General features: G+C 48.6%; 15 protein-coding genes. 9 read left to right on the top strand and 6 right to left on the bottom strand.

All coding sequences use genetic code 11. The features are described from left to right. The first annotated feature begins 62 nt into the window (after positions 1 to 62). The 6 genes from C3B52_RS03695 (at position 63) to mdh (ending at position 7,003) form a co-directional block, all read left to right on the top strand. Positions 63 to 1,523, top strand: a complete 1,461-nt coding sequence (locus C3B52_RS03695) for a sensor histidine kinase (RefSeq protein ID WP_103104756.1) — start codon at positions 63 to 65, stop codon at positions 1,521 to 1,523. Further along, positions 1,489 to 2,079: an ANTAR domain-containing response regulator gene (locus C3B52_RS03690; RefSeq protein WP_441299876.1), complete on the top strand. Its 591-nt coding sequence runs from the start codon at positions 1,489 to 1,491 to the stop codon at positions 2,077 to 2,079. Before C3B52_RS03695 ends, C3B52_RS03690 begins: the two co-directional genes overlap by 35 nt. Positions 2,080 to 2,252: 173 nt before the next feature. Next, the gene (locus tag C3B52_RS03685) at positions 2,253 to 3,713 is read left to right on the top strand and encodes an ethanolamine ammonia-lyase reactivating factor EutA (RefSeq protein ID WP_103104754.1); all 1,461 of its coding nucleotides are present in this window, start codon (positions 2,253 to 2,255) and stop codon (positions 3,711 to 3,713) included. Between the two features lie 20 nt (positions 3,714 to 3,733). After that, positions 3,734 to 5,095, top strand: coding sequence for an ethanolamine ammonia-lyase subunit EutB (locus C3B52_RS03680; protein WP_103104753.1), 1,362 nt, complete (start codon positions 3,734 to 3,736; stop codon positions 5,093 to 5,095). 20 nt (positions 5,096 to 5,115) lie between these two features. Beyond that, positions 5,116 to 6,033: an ethanolamine ammonia-lyase subunit EutC gene (eutC, locus tag C3B52_RS03675; RefSeq protein WP_103104752.1), complete on the top strand. Its 918-nt coding sequence runs from the start codon at positions 5,116 to 5,118 to the stop codon at positions 6,031 to 6,033. A 28-nt stretch (positions 6,034 to 6,061) separates the two neighbouring features. Further along, complete coding sequence (mdh, locus tag C3B52_RS03670; protein ID WP_103104751.1) at positions 6,062 to 7,003, top strand: malate dehydrogenase; 942 nt, start codon at positions 6,062 to 6,064, stop codon at positions 7,001 to 7,003. Between the two features lie 45 nt (positions 7,004 to 7,048). Here the strand turns inward: mdh and C3B52_RS03665 are convergent, their stop codons facing one another. Next, complete coding sequence (locus C3B52_RS03665) at positions 7,049 to 7,621, bottom strand: pyridoxamine 5'-phosphate oxidase family protein (RefSeq protein ID WP_103104750.1); 573 nt, start codon at positions 7,619 to 7,621, stop codon at positions 7,049 to 7,051. Between the two features lie 139 nt (positions 7,622 to 7,760). Further along, complete coding sequence (locus C3B52_RS03660; protein ID WP_103104749.1) at positions 7,761 to 9,050, bottom strand: haloacid dehalogenase-like hydrolase; 1,290 nt, start codon at positions 9,048 to 9,050, stop codon at positions 7,761 to 7,763. A 341-nt stretch (positions 9,051 to 9,391) separates the two neighbouring features. Here C3B52_RS03660 and C3B52_RS03655 point away from each other — a divergent pair, with 341 nt between their 5' ends. Both C3B52_RS03655 and cls read left to right on the top strand, forming a co-directional pair. Continuing rightward, positions 9,392 to 10,336 carry an aminopeptidase gene (locus tag C3B52_RS03655; RefSeq protein WP_103104748.1) on the top strand — a complete coding sequence of 315 codons (945 nt, stop codon included), beginning with the start codon at positions 9,392 to 9,394 and terminating at the stop codon, positions 10,334 to 10,336. Between the two features lie 81 nt (positions 10,337 to 10,417). Then, positions 10,418 to 11,866 carry a cardiolipin synthase gene (gene cls, locus C3B52_RS03650; RefSeq protein WP_103104747.1) on the top strand — a complete coding sequence of 483 codons (1,449 nt, stop codon included), beginning with the start codon at positions 10,418 to 10,420 and terminating at the stop codon, positions 11,864 to 11,866. Between the two features lie 91 nt (positions 11,867 to 11,957). On the opposite strand, the gene C3B52_RS03645 is transcribed toward cls, so the two are convergent. Further along, the gene (locus tag C3B52_RS03645; RefSeq protein ID WP_103104746.1) at positions 11,958 to 12,938 is read right to left on the bottom strand and encodes an aromatic ring-hydroxylating dioxygenase subunit alpha; all 981 of its coding nucleotides are present in this window, start codon (positions 12,936 to 12,938) and stop codon (positions 11,958 to 11,960) included. Between the two features lie 220 nt (positions 12,939 to 13,158). Here C3B52_RS03645 and C3B52_RS03640 point away from each other — a divergent pair, with 220 nt between their 5' ends. Continuing rightward, positions 13,159 to 14,508 carry a uracil-xanthine permease family protein gene (locus tag C3B52_RS03640; RefSeq protein WP_103104745.1) on the top strand — a complete coding sequence of 450 codons (1,350 nt, stop codon included), beginning with the start codon at positions 13,159 to 13,161 and terminating at the stop codon, positions 14,506 to 14,508. A gap of 92 nt (positions 14,509 to 14,600) precedes the next feature. Here C3B52_RS03640 and C3B52_RS03635 read toward each other — a convergent pair whose 3' ends face one another. Genes C3B52_RS03635 through C3B52_RS03625 form a run of 3 tightly spaced genes read right to left on the bottom strand, consistent with a single transcriptional unit; the run spans position 14,601 to position 17,788 of the window. Next, positions 14,601 to 15,623, bottom strand: coding sequence for an ABC transporter substrate-binding protein (locus tag C3B52_RS03635; RefSeq protein ID WP_103104744.1), 1,023 nt, complete (start codon positions 15,621 to 15,623; stop codon positions 14,601 to 14,603). Between the two features lie 45 nt (positions 15,624 to 15,668). Continuing rightward, positions 15,669 to 17,360: a helix-turn-helix domain-containing protein gene (locus C3B52_RS03630; RefSeq protein WP_235615593.1), complete on the bottom strand. Its 1,692-nt coding sequence runs from the start codon at positions 17,358 to 17,360 to the stop codon at positions 15,669 to 15,671. A gap of 44 nt (positions 17,361 to 17,404) precedes the next feature. Beyond that, complete coding sequence (locus C3B52_RS03625; protein WP_103105057.1) at positions 17,405 to 17,788, bottom strand: OsmC family protein; 384 nt, start codon at positions 17,786 to 17,788, stop codon at positions 17,405 to 17,407. Positions 17,789 to 17,907: the final 119 nt, after the last annotated feature.

Below are 17,907 nucleotides of genomic sequence, written 5' to 3'. Positions count from 1 at the left end.
GCTAGTCTGTGAGAAAATGAGGTCAGTATCTATTTCAAGCAGGTGAAAAGAGGTTCACATGCATGCAATCTATACGAGAACTGTGTATTGCTGCCACAACATTGAGTGAGGACGATATTCGGATCATTGAAGATCTGGCTGCCAAATTGCAGATTTTTGCTGATCTGTCGCAAGCCGATATGTTTATCGACTGCCCGACGATTGACCGTAGCTCAGCGCTTGTCATCGCGCAGGCAACGCCTTCTACAGCTCGTTCGATGTATAGTGGATCGGTCGTGGGGCAACTGGCGACAGCGGTCAACGAGCCTGCGGTCATGTACTGCCTGACAACAGGAAAGCCAGTGATCGGATCGCGCGGTGTATCACAGGAGCAAGTCGTGATGCGGCAAAGCGTAGTTCCTATCACAAACGCGGTAGGAGAAACGATTGGTACGTTGATAACGGAGCAGGATATTTCCAAGCAGGTGGAGCAGGAGAGAAACGTGGAAATGCTCAAGGAAACCACCGAGCATTTAAGCGAGACTCTGATCCAGTTTGCCGCTCCAGATATGCCGATTTCATCCCTTTTGCATGAAGGCATGATTTTGTTTGATCAAAATGGGATGATCACGTACGCCAATGTACGTGCGCACAAGCTTTTGTCTCTGATCGGCTTTGAGAAGCCGGAAAAGGGAGAGAGCATTGAGCGGATTTTTTCCTGGCGTGTTTCCCCGGAGAATTTTGTCAGACACGGGGGTTACATTCAGGATGAGCTGTCACGAGGAAAGCATTTTATCATGATGAAAGCGGTTTCGTCCGCTCGCAAGCCAGACATCATCGGGGGAATCATTCTCCTGAGAGATATATCCGATATTCGGGAAAAAGAAAAGCAGCTGATGATCAAATCGGCTGTTATTAAAGAGATTCACCATCGCGTGAAGAACAATTTGCAAACCATCTCCAGCTTGCTGCGACTGCAGATGCGGCGCTCGCAATCAACGGAGATTGAAAAGGTATACCGGGAAAGCATCAATCGAATCAACAGCATCGCCATCATACACGAGTATCTGGCACAAGATGGTCTGGAACAGATTGATTTCAAAGAGATTCTCACTAAAATATCGAAAATTATCGTCTCCTCCATGAGACGTTCTGAGCAAGCTATACAAGTAGTAGTATCGGGCGAATCGGTTTACTTGCCATCAAACAAGGCGACATCATTTGCCCTGATCGTTACCGAATTGATTCAAAACTGCATGATCCATGGGTTTCGCAATCTGCATGAAGGCAAAATCTCCATCGCGCTCGTCTCCAAGGAAGACTTCGTCAGCATCTCCGTTACTGATGATGGCAATGGCATCGAGGACATGGAACAAATTTTGAAAAAAGGCCATCTGGGATTGAAAATCGTGGATACGCTGGTCAAGGAAGACCTGGAAGGCACGATGCATTTCCGCAATACAGGAAACGGTACAGAGGTTACGATTCTCTATCCGATCCAAAAGGGGGATGAAGATGACACAGCCGAAGATTATGGTCGTTGATGATGAGCCAATCATTCGCATGGATTTGCGTGAGATGCTCGAAAACGAAGGATATCAGGTTATTGCCGAGGCGAAGAACGGGGAAGAGGCTGTCTCTCTCGCCCATCGTCACAAGCCCGATCTCATTATCATGGATGTGAAAATGCCTGTCTTGAACGGGATCAAGGCAAGCAGCATCATTCGTTCCTTTTCCGACAGCTCGATCCTGCTTTTGACTGCATACAGTCAGAAGGAGCTGGTGCAGGATGCCAGAAAGGCTGGAGTGACCGCGTATCTGGTAAAGCCAGTATCTGAGGATGATCTGATTCCCGCAGTTGAAATCGCCTTGAGCCAGAAGGAAAAAGTAGTGTCGCTCAAGAAGGATATCAGCGATTTGAAACAAAAAATTGAGGATCGAAAATCAGTGGAAAAGGCAAAAGGCAAGCTGATGAGCGCCCTTTCCCTGGAAGAAGATGCTGCTTATAAATGGTTGCAGCAAGTAAGCATGCAACGGCGCATGCCACTTGTAAAGCTGGCAGAGGAAATCCTCTCCGGCGAGCACGAGCTTTTGCCTTAGGTTGCATAGGTAACCGTTTTAGAGGTTGCTCATGCACGATTAGATCGAACATGACAAGTGGATAGCACGAATAAGCAAAGGCGCTTGAGTCAGACCGGAAGCGAGGAACCGGCTGTTCAAGCGTTTTTTCTCGTACTCCCCGTCAGGCACGCCAATGGTTCAAGGAGGTTCATATGGATGAACAATGGATCCAAAGCGTTGGAATAGATGTCGGAACCAGCACAACCAAAATGATTGTGAGTCGACTGCGACTAGGACGGATGTCCAGCACTTTTTCGCTGCCCCGCTACCAAATTGTAGAGAGGCAGCTGCTCTACGCAAGTGCTGTCCATTCTACACCGCTGCTTGGATTTGACGAGATTGACGCAGAAGGCATCGGTGAGATTCTGCGCCGTGAATATGAAACGGCACAGATTAGCCTTTCTTCCATCAAGTCAGGCGCGGTTATTATTACCGGGGAAACAGCGAGTAAAAAGAACGCTCAGCATATTGTTCATTTGCTGGCAGAGCGATCCGGTGATTTTGTCGTGGCGACGGCAGGTGCCGATTTGGAAGGCGTGCTGGCGGGTAAGGGAGCAGGTGCGGAAAAGCGTTCCCAAACGCTTCAAGGGACGATCGTTAACGTCGATATTGGAGGCGGAACGGCGAATGCCGCGTATTTTGCGAGAGGCAGAGCGATTGCGACCGTTACGTTTCATGTTGGTGGACGACTGATACGCCTCGATCCACAGGGAGTAGTCCAATACGTTTCTCCAAACATTTCGCAGTGGCTGTCTGCCAAAGGGCTGCGTATCCAGACCGGGCAAGCAATCGGATTTGAACAGATCAAGGAAGTTGCAGAGCAAATGGCAAGAAGCATGCTGGACTATTTGACGGGTAAAGAGCGCCAGGTATCCGGGCTGTTAGTGCTAGGCCCGCATCTGCGGGCTGCTTTTCCAGTCGATGAACTCACTGTTTCCGGTGGGGTTGGACAGCTCATGACGGCGGGGCCAGTGAACAGTATCGCTGATGTTAGCCGGTACGGCGATTTTGGTCCGCTCCTCGGATACGTCCTCCAGCAGGAACGGGAAAAGGGAGCGTATCCGGTCCGATGGCTCGATCCTGAGCAGACAGTGCGGGCGACAGTAATTGGTGCAGGGATGCAAAGCACAGAGATTAGTGGATCAACAGTCCATATCAAACCAGAGCTTTTGCCGATCAAGAACATTCCGATTCTCAAGCTGGAGCTGACATCAGAGCAATTGACGGACCCAGAGCAATTGCGCAAAGAAGTAGCATCGGTGTATGGCATGGGAGAGCGTCTGTTTGAAAAGACGGCGGGAATTCCGTTTGCCTTGGCGATTTCGGGTATTGGCTACTGTTCTTATGCGCTGCTTCAGACAATCGCACAGGAACTGGCCGATCAATACCGACAGACATTTACCGAGAGCAAGACCATGGTAGTCATTTGTGAAACGGATATGGCAAAAGCGCTTGGTCAGGCATTGGCGCTCAGATGCAAAGGAGCACCGGAGATAATTTGTATCGATCAGGTGCGTGTAGAATATGGCGATTACATCGACCTGGGAGAGCCTATTTCGGGAACGATTATTCCGGTCGTGGTAAAAACGCTCGCTTTCGATGAAAGGCCGTAACGTAAGAAGGGGTGGACGCGATGAACACGAAAACGACTGTGCTTGGACAGACCTATCAATTCCGTGATTTAAAAGAAGTATTTGCGAAAGCGAATGAAGACAAATCGGGTGACCAGCTGGCAGGTATTGCTGCTGCGGATTCGAGAGAGCGAGTGGCTGCCAAGCAAGTATTGGCTGATCTTACGCTCGCAGACATTCGCAATAACCCGATGCTTCCGCCAGAAGAGGATGAGGTTTCCCGGGTAATTGAAGCAGGTATTAACGAAAAGATTTACAACGAAATCAAAAACTGGAGCGTTGCAGAGCTGCGCGAGTACATTTTGAGCCACAAGGCTGGCGACAGTGAAATCAAACGCATCAGCAGAGGCTTGTCCAGTGAAATGATTGCAGCTACTGCAAAGCTTATGAGCAACCTGGACCTGATCACGGCGGCAGCCAAGATTCGCAACATTACACATTGCAACACAGCAATTGGTCAGCAAGGGGTACTGGCGGCACGCGTGCAGCCAAACCATCCTTCTGACAATGTACAGGGCATCAAGGCTGCTTTGTACGAAGGACTCAGCTACGGTATTGGCGATGCCGTTATCGGGATCAACCCGGTTATTGATACTGCGGACAGCGTCAAGGACATTTTGACGATGACCAAAGACGTGATGAATAAGTTCGATATTCCGACGCAAAACTGTGTACTGGCTCACGTATCTACCCAAATGCGGGCGATTCGCCAGGGCGCACCAGCTGACCTGATTTTCCAAAGCTTGGCGGGAAGCGAAAAAGGAAACAATGCTTTCGGTATCGACGTCGCGCTGTTGGATGAGGCGGATGAGCTGATGCGCAAGGAAGGTACCTCCTACGGGCCGAACTTCTGGTATTTTGAGACGGGCCAAGGCTCTGAGCTTTCCTCTGAAGCGCATTTTGGCATTGACCAGCTGACAATGGAAGCGCGTTGCTACGGTTTGGCTCGCAAGTATAACCCGTTTATCGTCAATACGGTAGTTGGCTTCATCGGACCTGAATATTTGTACGACAGCCGTCAGGTTATCCGTGCTGGACTGGAAGACCATTACATGGGCAAGCTGCACGGACTCCCAATGGGCTGTGACGTTTGCTATACGAACCACATGAAGGTCGACCAGAACGATATGGACAATCTCGGCATCCTGCTTTCGGCAGCAGGCGTAAACTTTGTGATCGGTGTAGCGATGGCGGACGACGTCATGCTGAACTACCAATCGACCAGCTTCCATGATATCGCGGCTTTCCGTGAAGTGCTTGGTCTGCGTCCAGCACCAGCTTTTGAAAAGTGGCTGGAGAAGATGGGCATCATGGAAAATGGCAAGCTGACTTCAATCGCGGGCGATCCGACAATCTTCATGTAAGAAGGGGAGGTGACATACGGATGGAACAACAATTGGATTTTCTAGTAGACAAGGTAGTAGCTGAATTGCAAAAGAAGCTGGGGGAAATGGGACAGACCGCACCAGCCGGGACGCACAAGACAGAAGCACCTGCCGCACCACAGATGGAGGCGGAGCAAAAAGCCGCTTCTCCTACTGTACGTGAGCAGCTGGCTTTGCCAGTAGAACCGGAAAGAACGGCGCATGTACCCAACCCGAAATGGCAGGAAGGATTAAACGAGCTTTTGGACAGCACGCCTGCCCGTATCGGTGTATGGCGTACTGGCGTTAGACCGCTAACCAAAACGATGCTTCAGCTGCGTCGTGACCATGCGGCTGCAGTTGACGCCGTATACGGTGAGGTTAGTCAGGCGCTGCTCGACGAATTCTCTATGTTCACGGTAGAAACGCAATATGACAATACCGAAAATTATTTGAAGCGCCCGGACATGGGACGCATTCTTAACGAAGAAGGCGTGCGTCTACTCCAGGAGCGCTGCCAAAAGAAGCCACAGGTACAAATCGTCGTCTCAGACGGACTCAGTGCCAGTGCAGTGGACGCAAACCTGCGTGACGTGCTTCCATCCTTGACTGACTCTCTCAAAAGCTACGGATTGAGCTGTGGTACTCCGTTCTTTGTCAAAGGCGGCCGCGTAGCGAGTATGGACCACATCGGAGAGCTGCTGCAGCCTGAGGTACTGGTGCTTTTGATTGGGGAACGTCCAGGCTTGGTTACGGCGCATTCCATGAGTGCGTATATGTGCTATCGTCCACGTAAAGGGATGGTGGAGTCAGAGCGTACGGTAATCTCCAATATCCACCGCCAAGGGACGTCTCCTATTGAGGCAGGAGCACATATCGGTACGATTCTCTCCAAAATGCTGGAGCAAAAGGCAAGCGGAGTGAAGCTGGTCTTGTAAGATAGGAAAATCGTGAGGAGGAATCATCATGACCTTTCGTAGAAAAAAAGTAGCGGTTATTGGTAGTGGTTTTACTGGAGCTACAACTGCTTTTATCCTGGCAGAAAAAGAACTGGCTGACATCGTACTCGTAGACATTCCACAGCTGGAGAACCCAACCAAAGGGAAGGCTCTCGACATGATGGAGTCTGCCCCTGTACTCGGCTTTGATTCTACTATCACGGGAACTTCCGATTACAAAGATATCGAAGGCTCTGATATTGTCATCATCACGGCTGGTATTGCACGCAAGCCTGGCATGTCCCGCGACGACCTGGTAGCGACCAACGCGGCCATCATGCGCTCGGTAGCAGAGCAGGTAAAAACATATGCACCACAGTCTACAGTACTGATTCTCTCCAACCCGGTTGATGCGATGACGTACACGTTCTACAAAACATCTGGCTTCCCAAAAAACCGCGTAATCGGTCAATCCGGTGTGCTCGATACTGCTCGTTTCCGTACCTTCGTAGCGATGGAGCTGAACGTTTCCGTTGAGGACGTAACTGGATTTGTACTTGGCGGACACGGTGACGACATGGTACCGCTTCTGCGTTATTCCTACGCTGGCGGAATTCCTCTGGATAAGCTGATCCCTCAAGACCGTCTGGATGCAATCGTAGAGAGAACGCGCAAGGGCGGGGGAGAGATCGTCAGCCTGCTTGGAAACGGCTCCGCCTATTACGCTCCGGCAGCTGCTCTGGTCCAGATGGCGGAAGCGATTCTGAAGGACAAGAAGCGCATCCTGCCGTCCATCGCTTATCTCCAAGGCGAATACGGCTACAACGACCTCTACCTGGGCGTACCGACACTGCTTGGTGCAAACGGCATCGAGAAGGTCATTGAGCTCGATCTGACGGCAGCGGAAAAAGCGGCTTTGGACAAATCTGCTGATTCTGTACGCGCGGTTATGAAAGTGGCTATGCAGTAATACAATAGCATGGGTAAAGCCTCGCCAGGATAGATGGCGAGGCTTTTATTCGTTGTCTGAGCCGAGTAGCTGTTTACCCAAAGGGGTTACCAGTCCGTCCATGGTGGTGGTGTTCTTCTCCCGATGGTAGGCGGCAAGCTGCTGCTCATCTTTTTGAGTGGCCCATTTTTGCAGGGTCGTCCGTTCTCCTGAATACAAGTAGAAAGGTACGCTGTATCCACAGGACGTTTTCACAGCATGTACATCGACGGTGATGATCTGTCTGGCGCCAGGAAAAGGTTCAAAATGTTGAAACAGCTCTTCCCATTCAGGCATGCTCGGAAGGATCACGCGCCCTGTTCCATAGAGCCGCATAATCATCGGAGGTCCTTCGAAAGCCATAAACATAAGGGTGATGCGTCCATTCTCTTCCAGATGCGCACTTGTCTCATTGCCGCTGCCTGTTAGATCCAGATAAGCAACTTGTGTGGGAGAAAAAATACGCAGAACATCATAGCCTTTTGGCGAGATGTTCACATGTCCGTCCTCCTGCAAAGGGGAGGAGCCGACGAAAAAAATGTGTTGCTGCTTAATAAAGCCTTCATGCTCGGGAAGTATGGATGAAAATAATTTTCCCATACCAAACACCTCTCAATTTTTACGGAGTGGTTGAAGCATCGGATACTTTTTATTGATGGTATCACAGCGCTTGGATGGAAGAAAACAAAGAAAACCGCCCAATTGCAGTTGGACGGTTCTTTCGTTACGGTCATGCTGGTTATTTTGCCAACAGCTCAGGCTCCGTTTTGCCGAGCTTGATCGTCGTTTCGTTTGGAATCCACATTCCTGTATTTTCATCGCGACCTTGGAGTACGACAGAAGGATTGGTTTTTCCTAATTGCTCAGCAGCTTTCATCGCCTGCTGTCCAATTTTGCCGCCTTTGACACGGTTGATAACCAGGGCGAGCTTAACACTTTTCAGCTCCGTCATCATTTCGAAGTCGCCGTTGCTATCGCCAGCGATGAGGATCGGGCCATGTCCATATTTTTTCTCCAGAACAGACTGGATTACTTCTGTTTTGCCATGACCGACAGTGATTGGGTAGTTCGTTTGGTACTTGTTTTGGATCACGCCATCCTTCGTTTCCAAGTGCATGCCAATGATGTTTTCCGTAGGCAGGTTGTAGCCGTATTTCGGCAACGTAGCAAAGACACGTACGACATCCTCTAGGGACGCAGATACGACATACACGTCAATTCCATTTGAGCGAAGGGTATTCATCAGGTTGGCTACCTCAGAGGTCAGGCGCAGCCCGGTTGTATGGGAAGCCGTAATGACACCTGCTTTTCCTGCCAAAGCTTTCGGGCTTGTCCAGGTTACCTTTTGGATTGCCATGCCAAGACTTGCATCATTGGACACTTCTGCGAGCTTGTGCACTTCATCAATCGTCATGTTCGTGAACAGGTAGAGTACCCATGGATAGCCAACTGAGTTGCTGTGAGTATCGTTAATGGCTTCATAGAGGAAATACAGCTTCGCGCGGAAATCGGCAAACTGCTCCGTTGCAGTTACTTCTTCCAGCGATTTTGTCCCTTTGAGGCCCTTATAGTTTTGATAAAGGTAGGTGTAATCTGCTACCAGATCAGTTGCAATCGCATCGAGGGTGACAGGCTTGCCGTCCACGTTTTTATAGCCTTCAGAAAAAGGCCCCTCTGGTACATTCGTACGGATTGCCTTGCCGAATTCCTCTGGGGTCAGCTTGTAGGCGAGATGATGCATTTGATAAACAAATAGTGCTTCCTGGGTGTCATGCATGATGCTTGTGTTGTCCCAGTCAAAAACGGCATACGGTTTTTTTGCAGCATTGTAGGAAGGGCTGTTTACCCCGTTTTTATCGATGAGCTCTTGTACAGCTTTATAGGTTGCCGGTGCCCATTTCCCCTTGTCGAGCACCTGTGCAGTAGTGGTAGCCGCATTTGCTGGCATCGTTGCCTGTGTGGCGAACAAGGCTACGATAAGCAGCAGGCTTACCCACCAAAAGTGACGTTTTGCTTGAACGTGTAACATTCGTGTCATCCCCTTGTCTCTACTTAAATCAGTTGTCAGATTTTCTCTTTTGTAAACGCTCTCATTTTGTTTGGAAAAAAGCCCGGCAATACAAAAAAGGGCTCATTCCACGCAAAAAATCACCCCTGCGCAGAAAAAGACCCCATCGTCTTCTTCGTATGTATTTGTTATATCCATCATACTTGTTTTGTAGCGAAAATCAAGAAAATTTCGTTAAATAGTTCTTTTGCAGGAGTAGTTGCGCAAAATAACGAAAGAAAGAGAAATGTGAGTAAGCAAAGGTGGACATAATCAAAGATAGAGAGCTAGTGTTCTACAGAAAGAAAAAAGGATGATGAATCGTGAAATTGATAGAAACAAGCAAAGGAATATTGACCAATTGTATGGCTCTGAAAGCGGGAGAGACTTTTCTGGTTGTAGCTGACGAGCCAAAGCGTGAGCTCGGAGAAGCGCTCTGGGAGGCTGGCAAGCAGCTTGGTGCAGAGGCAGTGCTCATGATCATGCAGGAGCGGGAAAAGTCGGGACAGGAGCCGCCTGTGGCTGTTGCAGAGGCTATGAAGCAATCTGATGTAGTTATCTGTGCGACGGAGCACTCCTTGACCCATACAAAAGCACGTAAGGAAGCAGCAGCAAACGGAACAAGACTGGCTACGATGCCAGGAATTACTGCGGATATGTTCCTGGAGGGTGCGATTTCGGCTGATTACGCGCAGGTCAAAGTCTTGACTGAGCAAGTAACGAAAATGCTGACAAAGGCTAGCACGGTGCGAATTGAAAAAGCAGGGAAAGCACTCAGCTTTTCCATTGCGAGCCGCAATGGCGTACCAAGCACTGGGATGTACGTCAATCCGGGAGAGTCGGGCAATCTGCCGTCAGGAGAAGCGTATATTGCACCTGTAGAGGGATCAGCTGAAGGCCAAATTCTCGTAGATGGATCGATCTCTGGCATCGGCAAAATTGATACGCCTCTATTGTTAACGCTGCAAGACGGACGTATTACAAATGCAGAGGGAGCCTCTGGTGAGCGCTTGCTGCAAATTTTAGGTGACCAGGATGGACGCATGCTCGGTGAGTTCGGGATCGGTACCAATGACAAGGCTCGCATTACAGGAGTCGTGCTTGAAGACGAAAAGGTGTACGGAACGATTCACGTGGCGTTTGGTAGCAATAATACATTCGGTGGCACGATCGTGGCAGGGGTTCATATTGACCTCGTCGTGAAGGAACCGGACATTTATCTCGATGACCAGCTGATTATGAAAAGCGGACAGCTTTTGAACAAGTAATTCATCCCTTCGGCAGCCAAGGATGAATCCTGTAAACAAATGGTGTAAAATGGGGGATATCCTAAGGGCGGATGTGGTGTGATGTTGTTGCTGGAGAAAATATTTGCGGTCATATCCATAGGGAATCTGATTTTGGCCGCTGTCCTCATTTTTATGGAGCGACGCAACATTGCGGCTACCTGGGCTTGGCTAATGGTTTTGCTATTTTTACCGGGGGTTGGATTTATTTTGTACCTGGTATTTGGCCAGCGCTTAACGAAAAAGAAGCTGTATCGGTTGAATAAAGGGGAGTTCTCCCATTTCCGGGCAGCTGTTGATAAACAAAAGCATGAACTGGAGCAAGGCGATTTCAGCGTGAATGATCCTGCGATGGAGAGGCATCGGGACATGATTTACATGAATGTGGTGAGCGACGGTGCTTACTATACCCAGGATAATACGCTACAAGTATTTTATGAGGGACACGGATTTTTCGATGCTATGTTCAAGCAGATTGAAGGCGCACGCGAGCACATACATCTGCTGTATTACATTATTCGAAATGACGAGCTGGGCAAGAAGCTGATCGACTTGTTGGTGAAAAAGGCGGAGCAAGGCGTGGAAGTCAGGCTGCTCTATGATGCAGTTGGCTCCGCAGGCATCCCTTCCCGTTTTTTCCGACCATTAGTAGAGGCAGGGGGAGAAGTTGTCTCCTTTTTCCCGTCATCGATTCCGTTTCTGAATTTCCGGGTCAACTTTCGCAACCACCGGAAGCTGACGATCGTGGATGGAAAAGTAGGCTTCATCGGCGGCTTTAACATCGGGGATGAATACTTGGGCAAAGACAAAAAGCTCGGTTATTGGAGAGACACTCACCTGCAGCTCGAAGGAAAAGCAGTGTACATGCTCCAGGCTCGTTTCTTTTTGGATTGGAACCTCTCCGCGCCGAAAAGAATACACGAGTCGTTCGCTTATTTCCCGGAAATGAATGAACTGGAAGGGAAAATTGGTGTGCAAATCGTATCGAGTGGTCCCAACTCGGAAAAACAGCAAATCAAGCATGCCTATTTAAAGATGATCTACAAGGCACGCAAGAAAATTTACATGCAAACGCCGTATTTCATCCCTGATGACAGTATGCTGACCGCGCTCAAAATGGCAGCAATGTCTGGCGTCGATGTACGTGTGATGGTTCCTGGACGTCCGGATCATTTGATGGTGTTCTGGGCCACTCATTCTTACCTGGGAGAGCTGTTGAAGAGCGGGGTGCGCTGCTTTTTGTATGAAAAAGGCTTTATGCATGCCAAGACATTGGTTGTGGATACGCAGCTATCATCTGTAGGTACTGCTAATGTGGATATTCGCAGCTTCAAGCTCAATTTTGAAACGAATGCGTTTCTGTATGATACGAAAATGGCGCAGGAGCTGGAGGAATTGTTCATCGCGGATTTGGCCGATTGCCGGGAAATCACGACCGATGAATATTTGAACAGACCGATGCGCTCGCGTATGCAGGAGTCATTGACAAGATTGCTGTCGCCAATTTTATAGCTTTTATGAATACAAAGAGGGACCCACTGGCCTGAAAATGGCTCGTGGGTCCTTTTGCTTACCTTTATTCTATAAGGGCGAAGAGGAGTGCTTAGGCTGTGCCCAGCTTGACGCCCATCTCAGTCAAGTATTGGCGATATGCGATACTGGCACGGTCGCATTTGAGTGAAAGCTCGATTTGCAGATCGAGAGGGAGATCTTCCGGCTTTTGATTTTCTACGATCGGTTTGTCTTGGGCGAAAATCAGGTCCTGGAATTTGGTAATTTCCTCGTCTGCCAGATTGGTTTCATAGTTGAAAGAAAGGACACCGTAAGCGACCGTTTCATGCTCGTTTAGCGGCATTACGGTCAACAGGATCGACATTTTGTTGCCATTTTCCTGGTCGCGCTTGGTGAATTTAACCGTCAGTGGCCGGATGATTTCATAGGTGTAATACACATGCTTGGCTTGTCCTGTACCATCCGGATCAGGCTGGAAGACCGCGATTTCATCTGTACGAATCACACCGTCCGCATCGCGATGTACACGATAATCACCAATCTCTGTGTGAGTAGAAACACCGAGGTAACCCTCGTGAACTACGGCCAGATGCCCGACATCCAGGAAGTTTTCCACGACACGCGGCGGCTTGGCGTTCACCGTTTGCGGACCCCAGATGACGTTGCGGTAGCCATCGTCATCAAACTCAGGCAAGGCAAAAAACTCTGGCGATTGGTTGCTGAGATTGACCCAGATGAAGCCGTAACGCTCTACACATGCATACGGAATCGCGCGGGCTTTCCCGGGAATCGCTTGATCTTCAGGCAGCTGCGGGATTTTCACACAGGCGCCAGAGGATTCGTATTCCCAACCATGATAAGGGCAAACCAGCTTGCCATCTCGGACACAGCCCAGTGACAGGGCGGCGCCTCTATGAATACAGAGGTCTTTAAACGCATGAATTCCTTCTTCGTTGCGGAATAACACGATCCGCTCCCCCATAATGGTGACCTGGGTCGGACGGTCTAGGACATCCGTCGAACGACAGGCGACAATCCACTCATTACGCAGTACGGCATCTTGCACGATCATCTATCGGACACTCCTTTAAGAGGATGTTGGTTTCTCTACATTCGATTCTACCCTCATTGTAGCGGGTTGAAGGAAGACAAGTCAACCTAAAACACGAACATTCACAAATTGTTTTCCGGTTTTCGTTTGATAATAGTTGCGTTATTTAGGAATTATGACTTATAATCTGCGATATAATGTTCGTTATTCGTAATTATGAATCCTGGGAGGCCATCAGAAAGTGGAACAACATCGCGAAAGCACGGGGCTTGTTGTAGGCGTCGATGACAAAATTAGCGTGGGTAAGGCGTTTTTGCTTGGATTGCAGCATGTGCTGGCTATGGACTTGTATATTGCTCCGATTATTATTGCTGGATTACTTACCATGGACTCATCTAGTACTTCCTTTTTCATTCAAATGTGTTTTCTCGCGACTGGTATCGGTACGTTGATCCAGACCGGATTCGGCTTGCGCCTGCCTGTTGTACAAGGTCCTTCTTACGTACCAATCGGTGCTCTTGCGGCTATCGGCAGCAAGCTCGGTATGGCTGCGATGATGGGCAGCTTGATTCCAGGTGCTCTGATCATGGCGCTTTTGGGATATCCGCTCAAATGGTTTGCAAAAGGCGTTCGCAAGTTTATTCCTCCGCTGGTAGGGGGAACAGTCATTATTATTGTAGGAATTTCGTTGATGCCTACAGGAATGGGCAACATTTATCGTGCGCCAGGCGATATTTGGACGAATATATTTATCGCGGCGGTTTCGGCGGGTGTTCTCGTGATCTGCATGCTTCTTGGTACTAGAGCCAAAGTCGCAGGAGCATTTTTTAGACTGGTGTCTGTTCTGATCGCGATTTTGGTAGGTACGCTCACCGCTGCCTATTTCGGAACGGTAGATTTCAGTGCGGTAGCGCAAGCATCATGGCTTTCTTTGCCAAAGCTCTTTCCATATGGCGCTCCAGTATTTGATCTTAGCGCTGTTTTGACGATGTTGTTTGTGTACATGATCATCATGATTGAAACAACAGGAACATGGTTTGTCGTTTCTACGGTGACAGATAGTGAATTGACAGAGAAGCGTCTGAATCGAGGTGCGATGGGCGAGGGCTTGGGATGCTTCGTAGGGGCTTTGTTCGGAGGTACACCAACTACGGGTTACTCCTCCAATGCGGGTCTGATTGCAGTAACTGGTGTTGGCAGCCGGATGGCGATCATGGCAGGAGGCATTATTCTGATTGCACTGGGCTTGGTTCCAAAGCTGTCTGCAGCAATTACCTGTATTCCCGAGCCAGTCATCAACGGTATTTTCGGGATTGTTTGTGTGGCGATTGTAGCAAACGGAATTAAAGTCATCCAAAACATTTCCATTGATGATCGCACGATGATGGTCATTGGCCTGCCGATTCTGATGACGATGGCTGTTACTGTTTTGCCAAAGGATGCATTGGCAAATGTACCTGATTTCGTAAACTACATTCTTTCGTCTGGTATTACTGTTGGCGCGCTGGCTACTGTTCTTCTGAATGTGTTGATTCCGGAGAGCAAAAAGAAGAAGGGGCAGATCGCTTCTCATCAGCCGGTTAGTAACTAATCCATAATCCAATAAAACATGAAAAACCACAGTCCGGTATTTTGCCAGGCTGTGGTTTTTTGTAAGAGAACTCGTTTAGAGAGGAATGTTCCTCATGGCTTGGTCGGAGCCTTCTCTCCGGTTAAGTATTGCACAGCTTCGTCCAGCTGTTTTTCAATCAAAATCGGATCGTATCCCAGCCATCTTTCCAAATCAACGACGTATACATGATTATTTTTGACGGCAGGCAGGTTCTTCCACAGGCTGCTTTCCTCGATTTCCTTCAAATATTTGACGGCATCATCACCTGGGTGAAGCATGAGGAAGATATGATCTGCTGCATACTCAGGCAACAGCTCCATCGAAACATCCTTTGACCAGAAAAAAGGGTCTTTGTCGATTTCCGCTTTGATCAGTGCCGGTGGCTTCAATTGGAGAGAGTTGAACAGGACATGCCCCATATTGCGTGCACCGTAAAATTTGGTTGTTTTCGCACGGATATTCAAGGCAGCAACGGTAGCGTCTGTTCCTAGCTTGGCTTGTACCAGTTTACGGGCTTCCTCTACCTTTGCATTATGCTTCGCCAGCCACTCTTCGCCTTCTTTTTCTCGCCCAAGCACTTCAGCAACCTTTTTGACATGACCAAAGACATCGTATTCATTAAAGTCAATCGCCACTACAGGAGCGATCTTCACTAGATTTTCATATACTTGTTCTTCTACTTCCGTATCGATCAGGATCAAGTCTGGTTGCAGCTCAAGGATTTTTTCGAGATTGAAGGCATCATAATCTCCAACGACCTCGATACCATCGATCAAAGGAGCCATGTCCTCGCCTTCCATATGTCCTTTGAGCGCTCCGATCGGCTTCACGCCCAGCGCAAGCATATGACTTAAATATTGCAGAGCCACTACACGCTCGGGTTTTACCGGAATCGTGGACTCACCCTTTGCATGCTTATAGACACGTGTCTCACCTTGCTTGCTATCCCCGGCCGGTGCGGCTTCTTGAGAGGATGGGGGTGGATTTTGCTGACTCGGTTGACTCGGACTGGCTGTTTGACCACAAGCAGTGAGGAAAACCAAGGTCAGGAGCATGAATCCGGATAGCCATGCTTGTATTCGTGATTTTTTCATGATTACCCTCCGTAATGAAAATCATTCTCAATAACAAGCTAAATGTTACCGCGAATTCAGCTTCTCATCCATGGAGGATATTCCGTTTTTATTTGGATAATATGGCGGCCAGGAGTGCTTTTGTTTCGTTAAAAACTGAACAGCTTCTTCCAGTTGAACCTCAAGTGACAATGGATCATAGGCAAACCACGTAGGATTCAGCAAGACCACCTGTCCTTTTTGTACGGCAGGTATTTGCTTCCACGCTTCTTTATTCATTAAATGATGAAGATGTGCCCGAGAGAGGTCATCGTCAAAGACATGTACAAACATCCAGTCGCCGGAATACGCGGTCAATTGATCCTCTGAAATAGGTATCGCCCAAAGGTTAGGATCACGATTGAGCCGGTCTTGCAGGATTTGAGGCGGTGTCAGCTTGAGTGAGCGATACAAGACGTGACCGATATTGCGTACACCGTAAGCGAGTAAATTTGTCGCCCGCACATTGAGAATAGAGACCGTTTCGTTTTTGTCTATTGAAGAATCTACGAAGCGTCTTGCTTTTTGCACCTTTTGTTCATGCTGCCCCAGCCATGAAGCTGCTTTTTCTTTCATTCCGAGTACGTCGGCTATTCTTTTGAAATGACCGAAGACATCGTGGGCGAGCCACGGCAATGCAAGCGTAGGGGCAATTTTGGAAAAGGCAGCACAGTCTTCCGTGTAATCTGTCAAAATAAAGGTCGGCTGCAACGGCTTGATCTGTTCGGGATAATCTCTGGACAGTGTGACGATTTGATCAGCTTCTTTAAGCTGTAGCTGCTCTCGCAAATAAAGCACCTGCTCTTCTGGAGCACCAACAGGCATGATGCCAAGCGCCATTAAATATTCTGCGTATTGAAAAGTGACTGGTGTAACATGCTGCTGATTCATGCGGATAAATACAGTAGGAGACACGCCAACCTGCTGCTTGAAGCGTCTGCTAAAGTAAAATTCATCCTCGTATCCGACAAGTCTGGCTACTTCCCGAAACCGTTTATCCGATTCTCGCAGCAGCTTTTTCGCTTGCTCCATGCGGTAGCTCGTCAAATACTCGATGGGACTTTTCCCTACACTTTTCTTAAATAATTCTGTGTAGTATCGAGGCGTGAGCCCAGCTTCCTCCGCCAGGTCCACCAATGAGATCGGCTCGGCAAAATGAGTGTGAATGTATGTCACTGTACGATCTATGGCGCTTGAAGGTTTATCAGCCATGGGGGTAGGGGGATTGCTCCAGATGAGATGCAATAGCTGTTGAAACCGTATCTGATACTGGAAGCGTTCGAGTGGATCATTTGATTGTCGATTCGCATACATCGATTGAGCCAGCTCGGTGCAGCTGCTGCTCGGCTGAAGAAAAAATTCATGATGTTCTGGCTTCCAGGAACGGCTCGGGACATAGCTGTTTGGTGAAGCTGCTTCCTGCTGCAAGACCTCGAAATCGAATCGAAGAAAGCAAAGGCCCTCTTTGGTAGCGGAGACTGTCTTTTTTCCCGTTTCCAATAATGCAAACAGGACACTGCCAGTTGTAATCGGACAAGGAACGGACTCTTCATGAAAAAAGCCCGTTCCTTCCGTCACGATGACAATCATATGGGCAGAGGGGTCATTGAGCGCGATCGTTTCCCCAGAAGACAGGCTCACTTGTTGAATGCTTTTTAGGACAAACAAAGAAGAAGGCGTAAGCTCCGGGTGCATATGGTCAGAATGATGATCGGACATGGTTACCTCTCATTGCAAATTTGATCACGTGTACGGGAAAATTCTCAAGAAACGAGCTCAAAGGATTCCGTTACGACAATGCTTCCTTTAACGGATTGAACCATCGGGCAGTTTTTGCTAGCTGCTTCGATCGCTTTTTGTACTTTTTCTTCTTTTAGATTTTCACCTGTAATAATGAAGTGAAGATGAATTTTTTCGACGCGGTTCGCTTCTGCTTCATTGCGTTCCACTTCTGCGGTGACTTTCATATCGGTGCAGGGCATTCTCATTTTATCCAGAACCTTGCGCAGAACGCCTCCACTGCAAACAGCGATGGAAGAAACGAGTAGCTGGAATGGGCGAAAGCCGTACTCTTCATCCCCGGAAACATGCAGATCACCATAGGATAGATGAGTGACAAAGCCTTTTTCCTTTGCTTCAAACTGCATAGACATGAACAAATCCCTCACTGAATCTTTTCTTCATTATATAGAAAAACGGGACGAGCATGTATAACGGGTTCAAAGAAGAAAAAAGCTCTTACGATGGGATACTGCTTCGTAAGAGC

The organism is Brevibacillus reuszeri (genome assembly GCF_002897295.1).
Taxonomy (GTDB): domain Bacteria; phylum Bacillota; class Bacilli; order Brevibacillales; family Brevibacillaceae; genus Brevibacillus; species Brevibacillus reuszeri_A.
The sequence above is the reverse complement of the archived record's forward strand: the minus strand, read 5'-3'. Positions and strand labels throughout refer to the sequence as shown.

Coding starts and splice junctions, on each gene's coding strand:
- C3B52_RS03695 (WP_103104756.1), top strand. CDS start 63: ATGCAATCTATACGAGAACTGTGTATTGCTGCCACAACATTGAGTGAG.
- C3B52_RS03690 (WP_441299876.1), top strand. CDS start 1,489: ATGAAGATGACACAGCCGAAGATTATGGTCGTTGATGATGAGCCAATC.
- C3B52_RS03685 (WP_103104754.1), top strand. CDS start 2,253: ATGGATGAACAATGGATCCAAAGCGTTGGAATAGATGTCGGAACCAGC.
- C3B52_RS03680 (WP_103104753.1), top strand. CDS start 3,734: ATGAACACGAAAACGACTGTGCTTGGACAGACCTATCAATTCCGTGAT.
- eutC (WP_103104752.1), top strand. CDS start 5,116: ATGGAACAACAATTGGATTTTCTAGTAGACAAGGTAGTAGCTGAATTG.
- mdh (WP_103104751.1), top strand. CDS start 6,062: ATGACCTTTCGTAGAAAAAAAGTAGCGGTTATTGGTAGTGGTTTTACT.
- C3B52_RS03665 (WP_103104750.1), bottom strand. CDS start 7,621: ATGGGAAAATTATTTTCATCCATACTTCCCGAGCATGAAGGCTTTATT.
- C3B52_RS03660 (WP_103104749.1), bottom strand. CDS start 9,050: ATGTTACACGTTCAAGCAAAACGTCACTTTTGGTGGGTAAGCCTGCTG.
- cls (WP_103104747.1), top strand. CDS start 10,418: ATGTTGTTGCTGGAGAAAATATTTGCGGTCATATCCATAGGGAATCTG.
- C3B52_RS03645 (WP_103104746.1), bottom strand. CDS start 12,938: ATGATCGTGCAAGATGCCGTACTGCGTAATGAGTGGATTGTCGCCTGT.
- C3B52_RS03635 (WP_103104744.1), bottom strand. CDS start 15,623: ATGAAAAAATCACGAATACAAGCATGGCTATCCGGATTCATGCTCCTG.
- C3B52_RS03630 (WP_235615593.1), bottom strand. CDS start 17,360: ATGTCCGATCATCATTCTGACCATATGCACCCGGAGCTTACGCCTTCT.
- C3B52_RS03625 (WP_103105057.1), bottom strand. CDS start 17,788: ATGCAGTTTGAAGCAAAGGAAAAAGGCTTTGTCACTCATCTATCCTAT.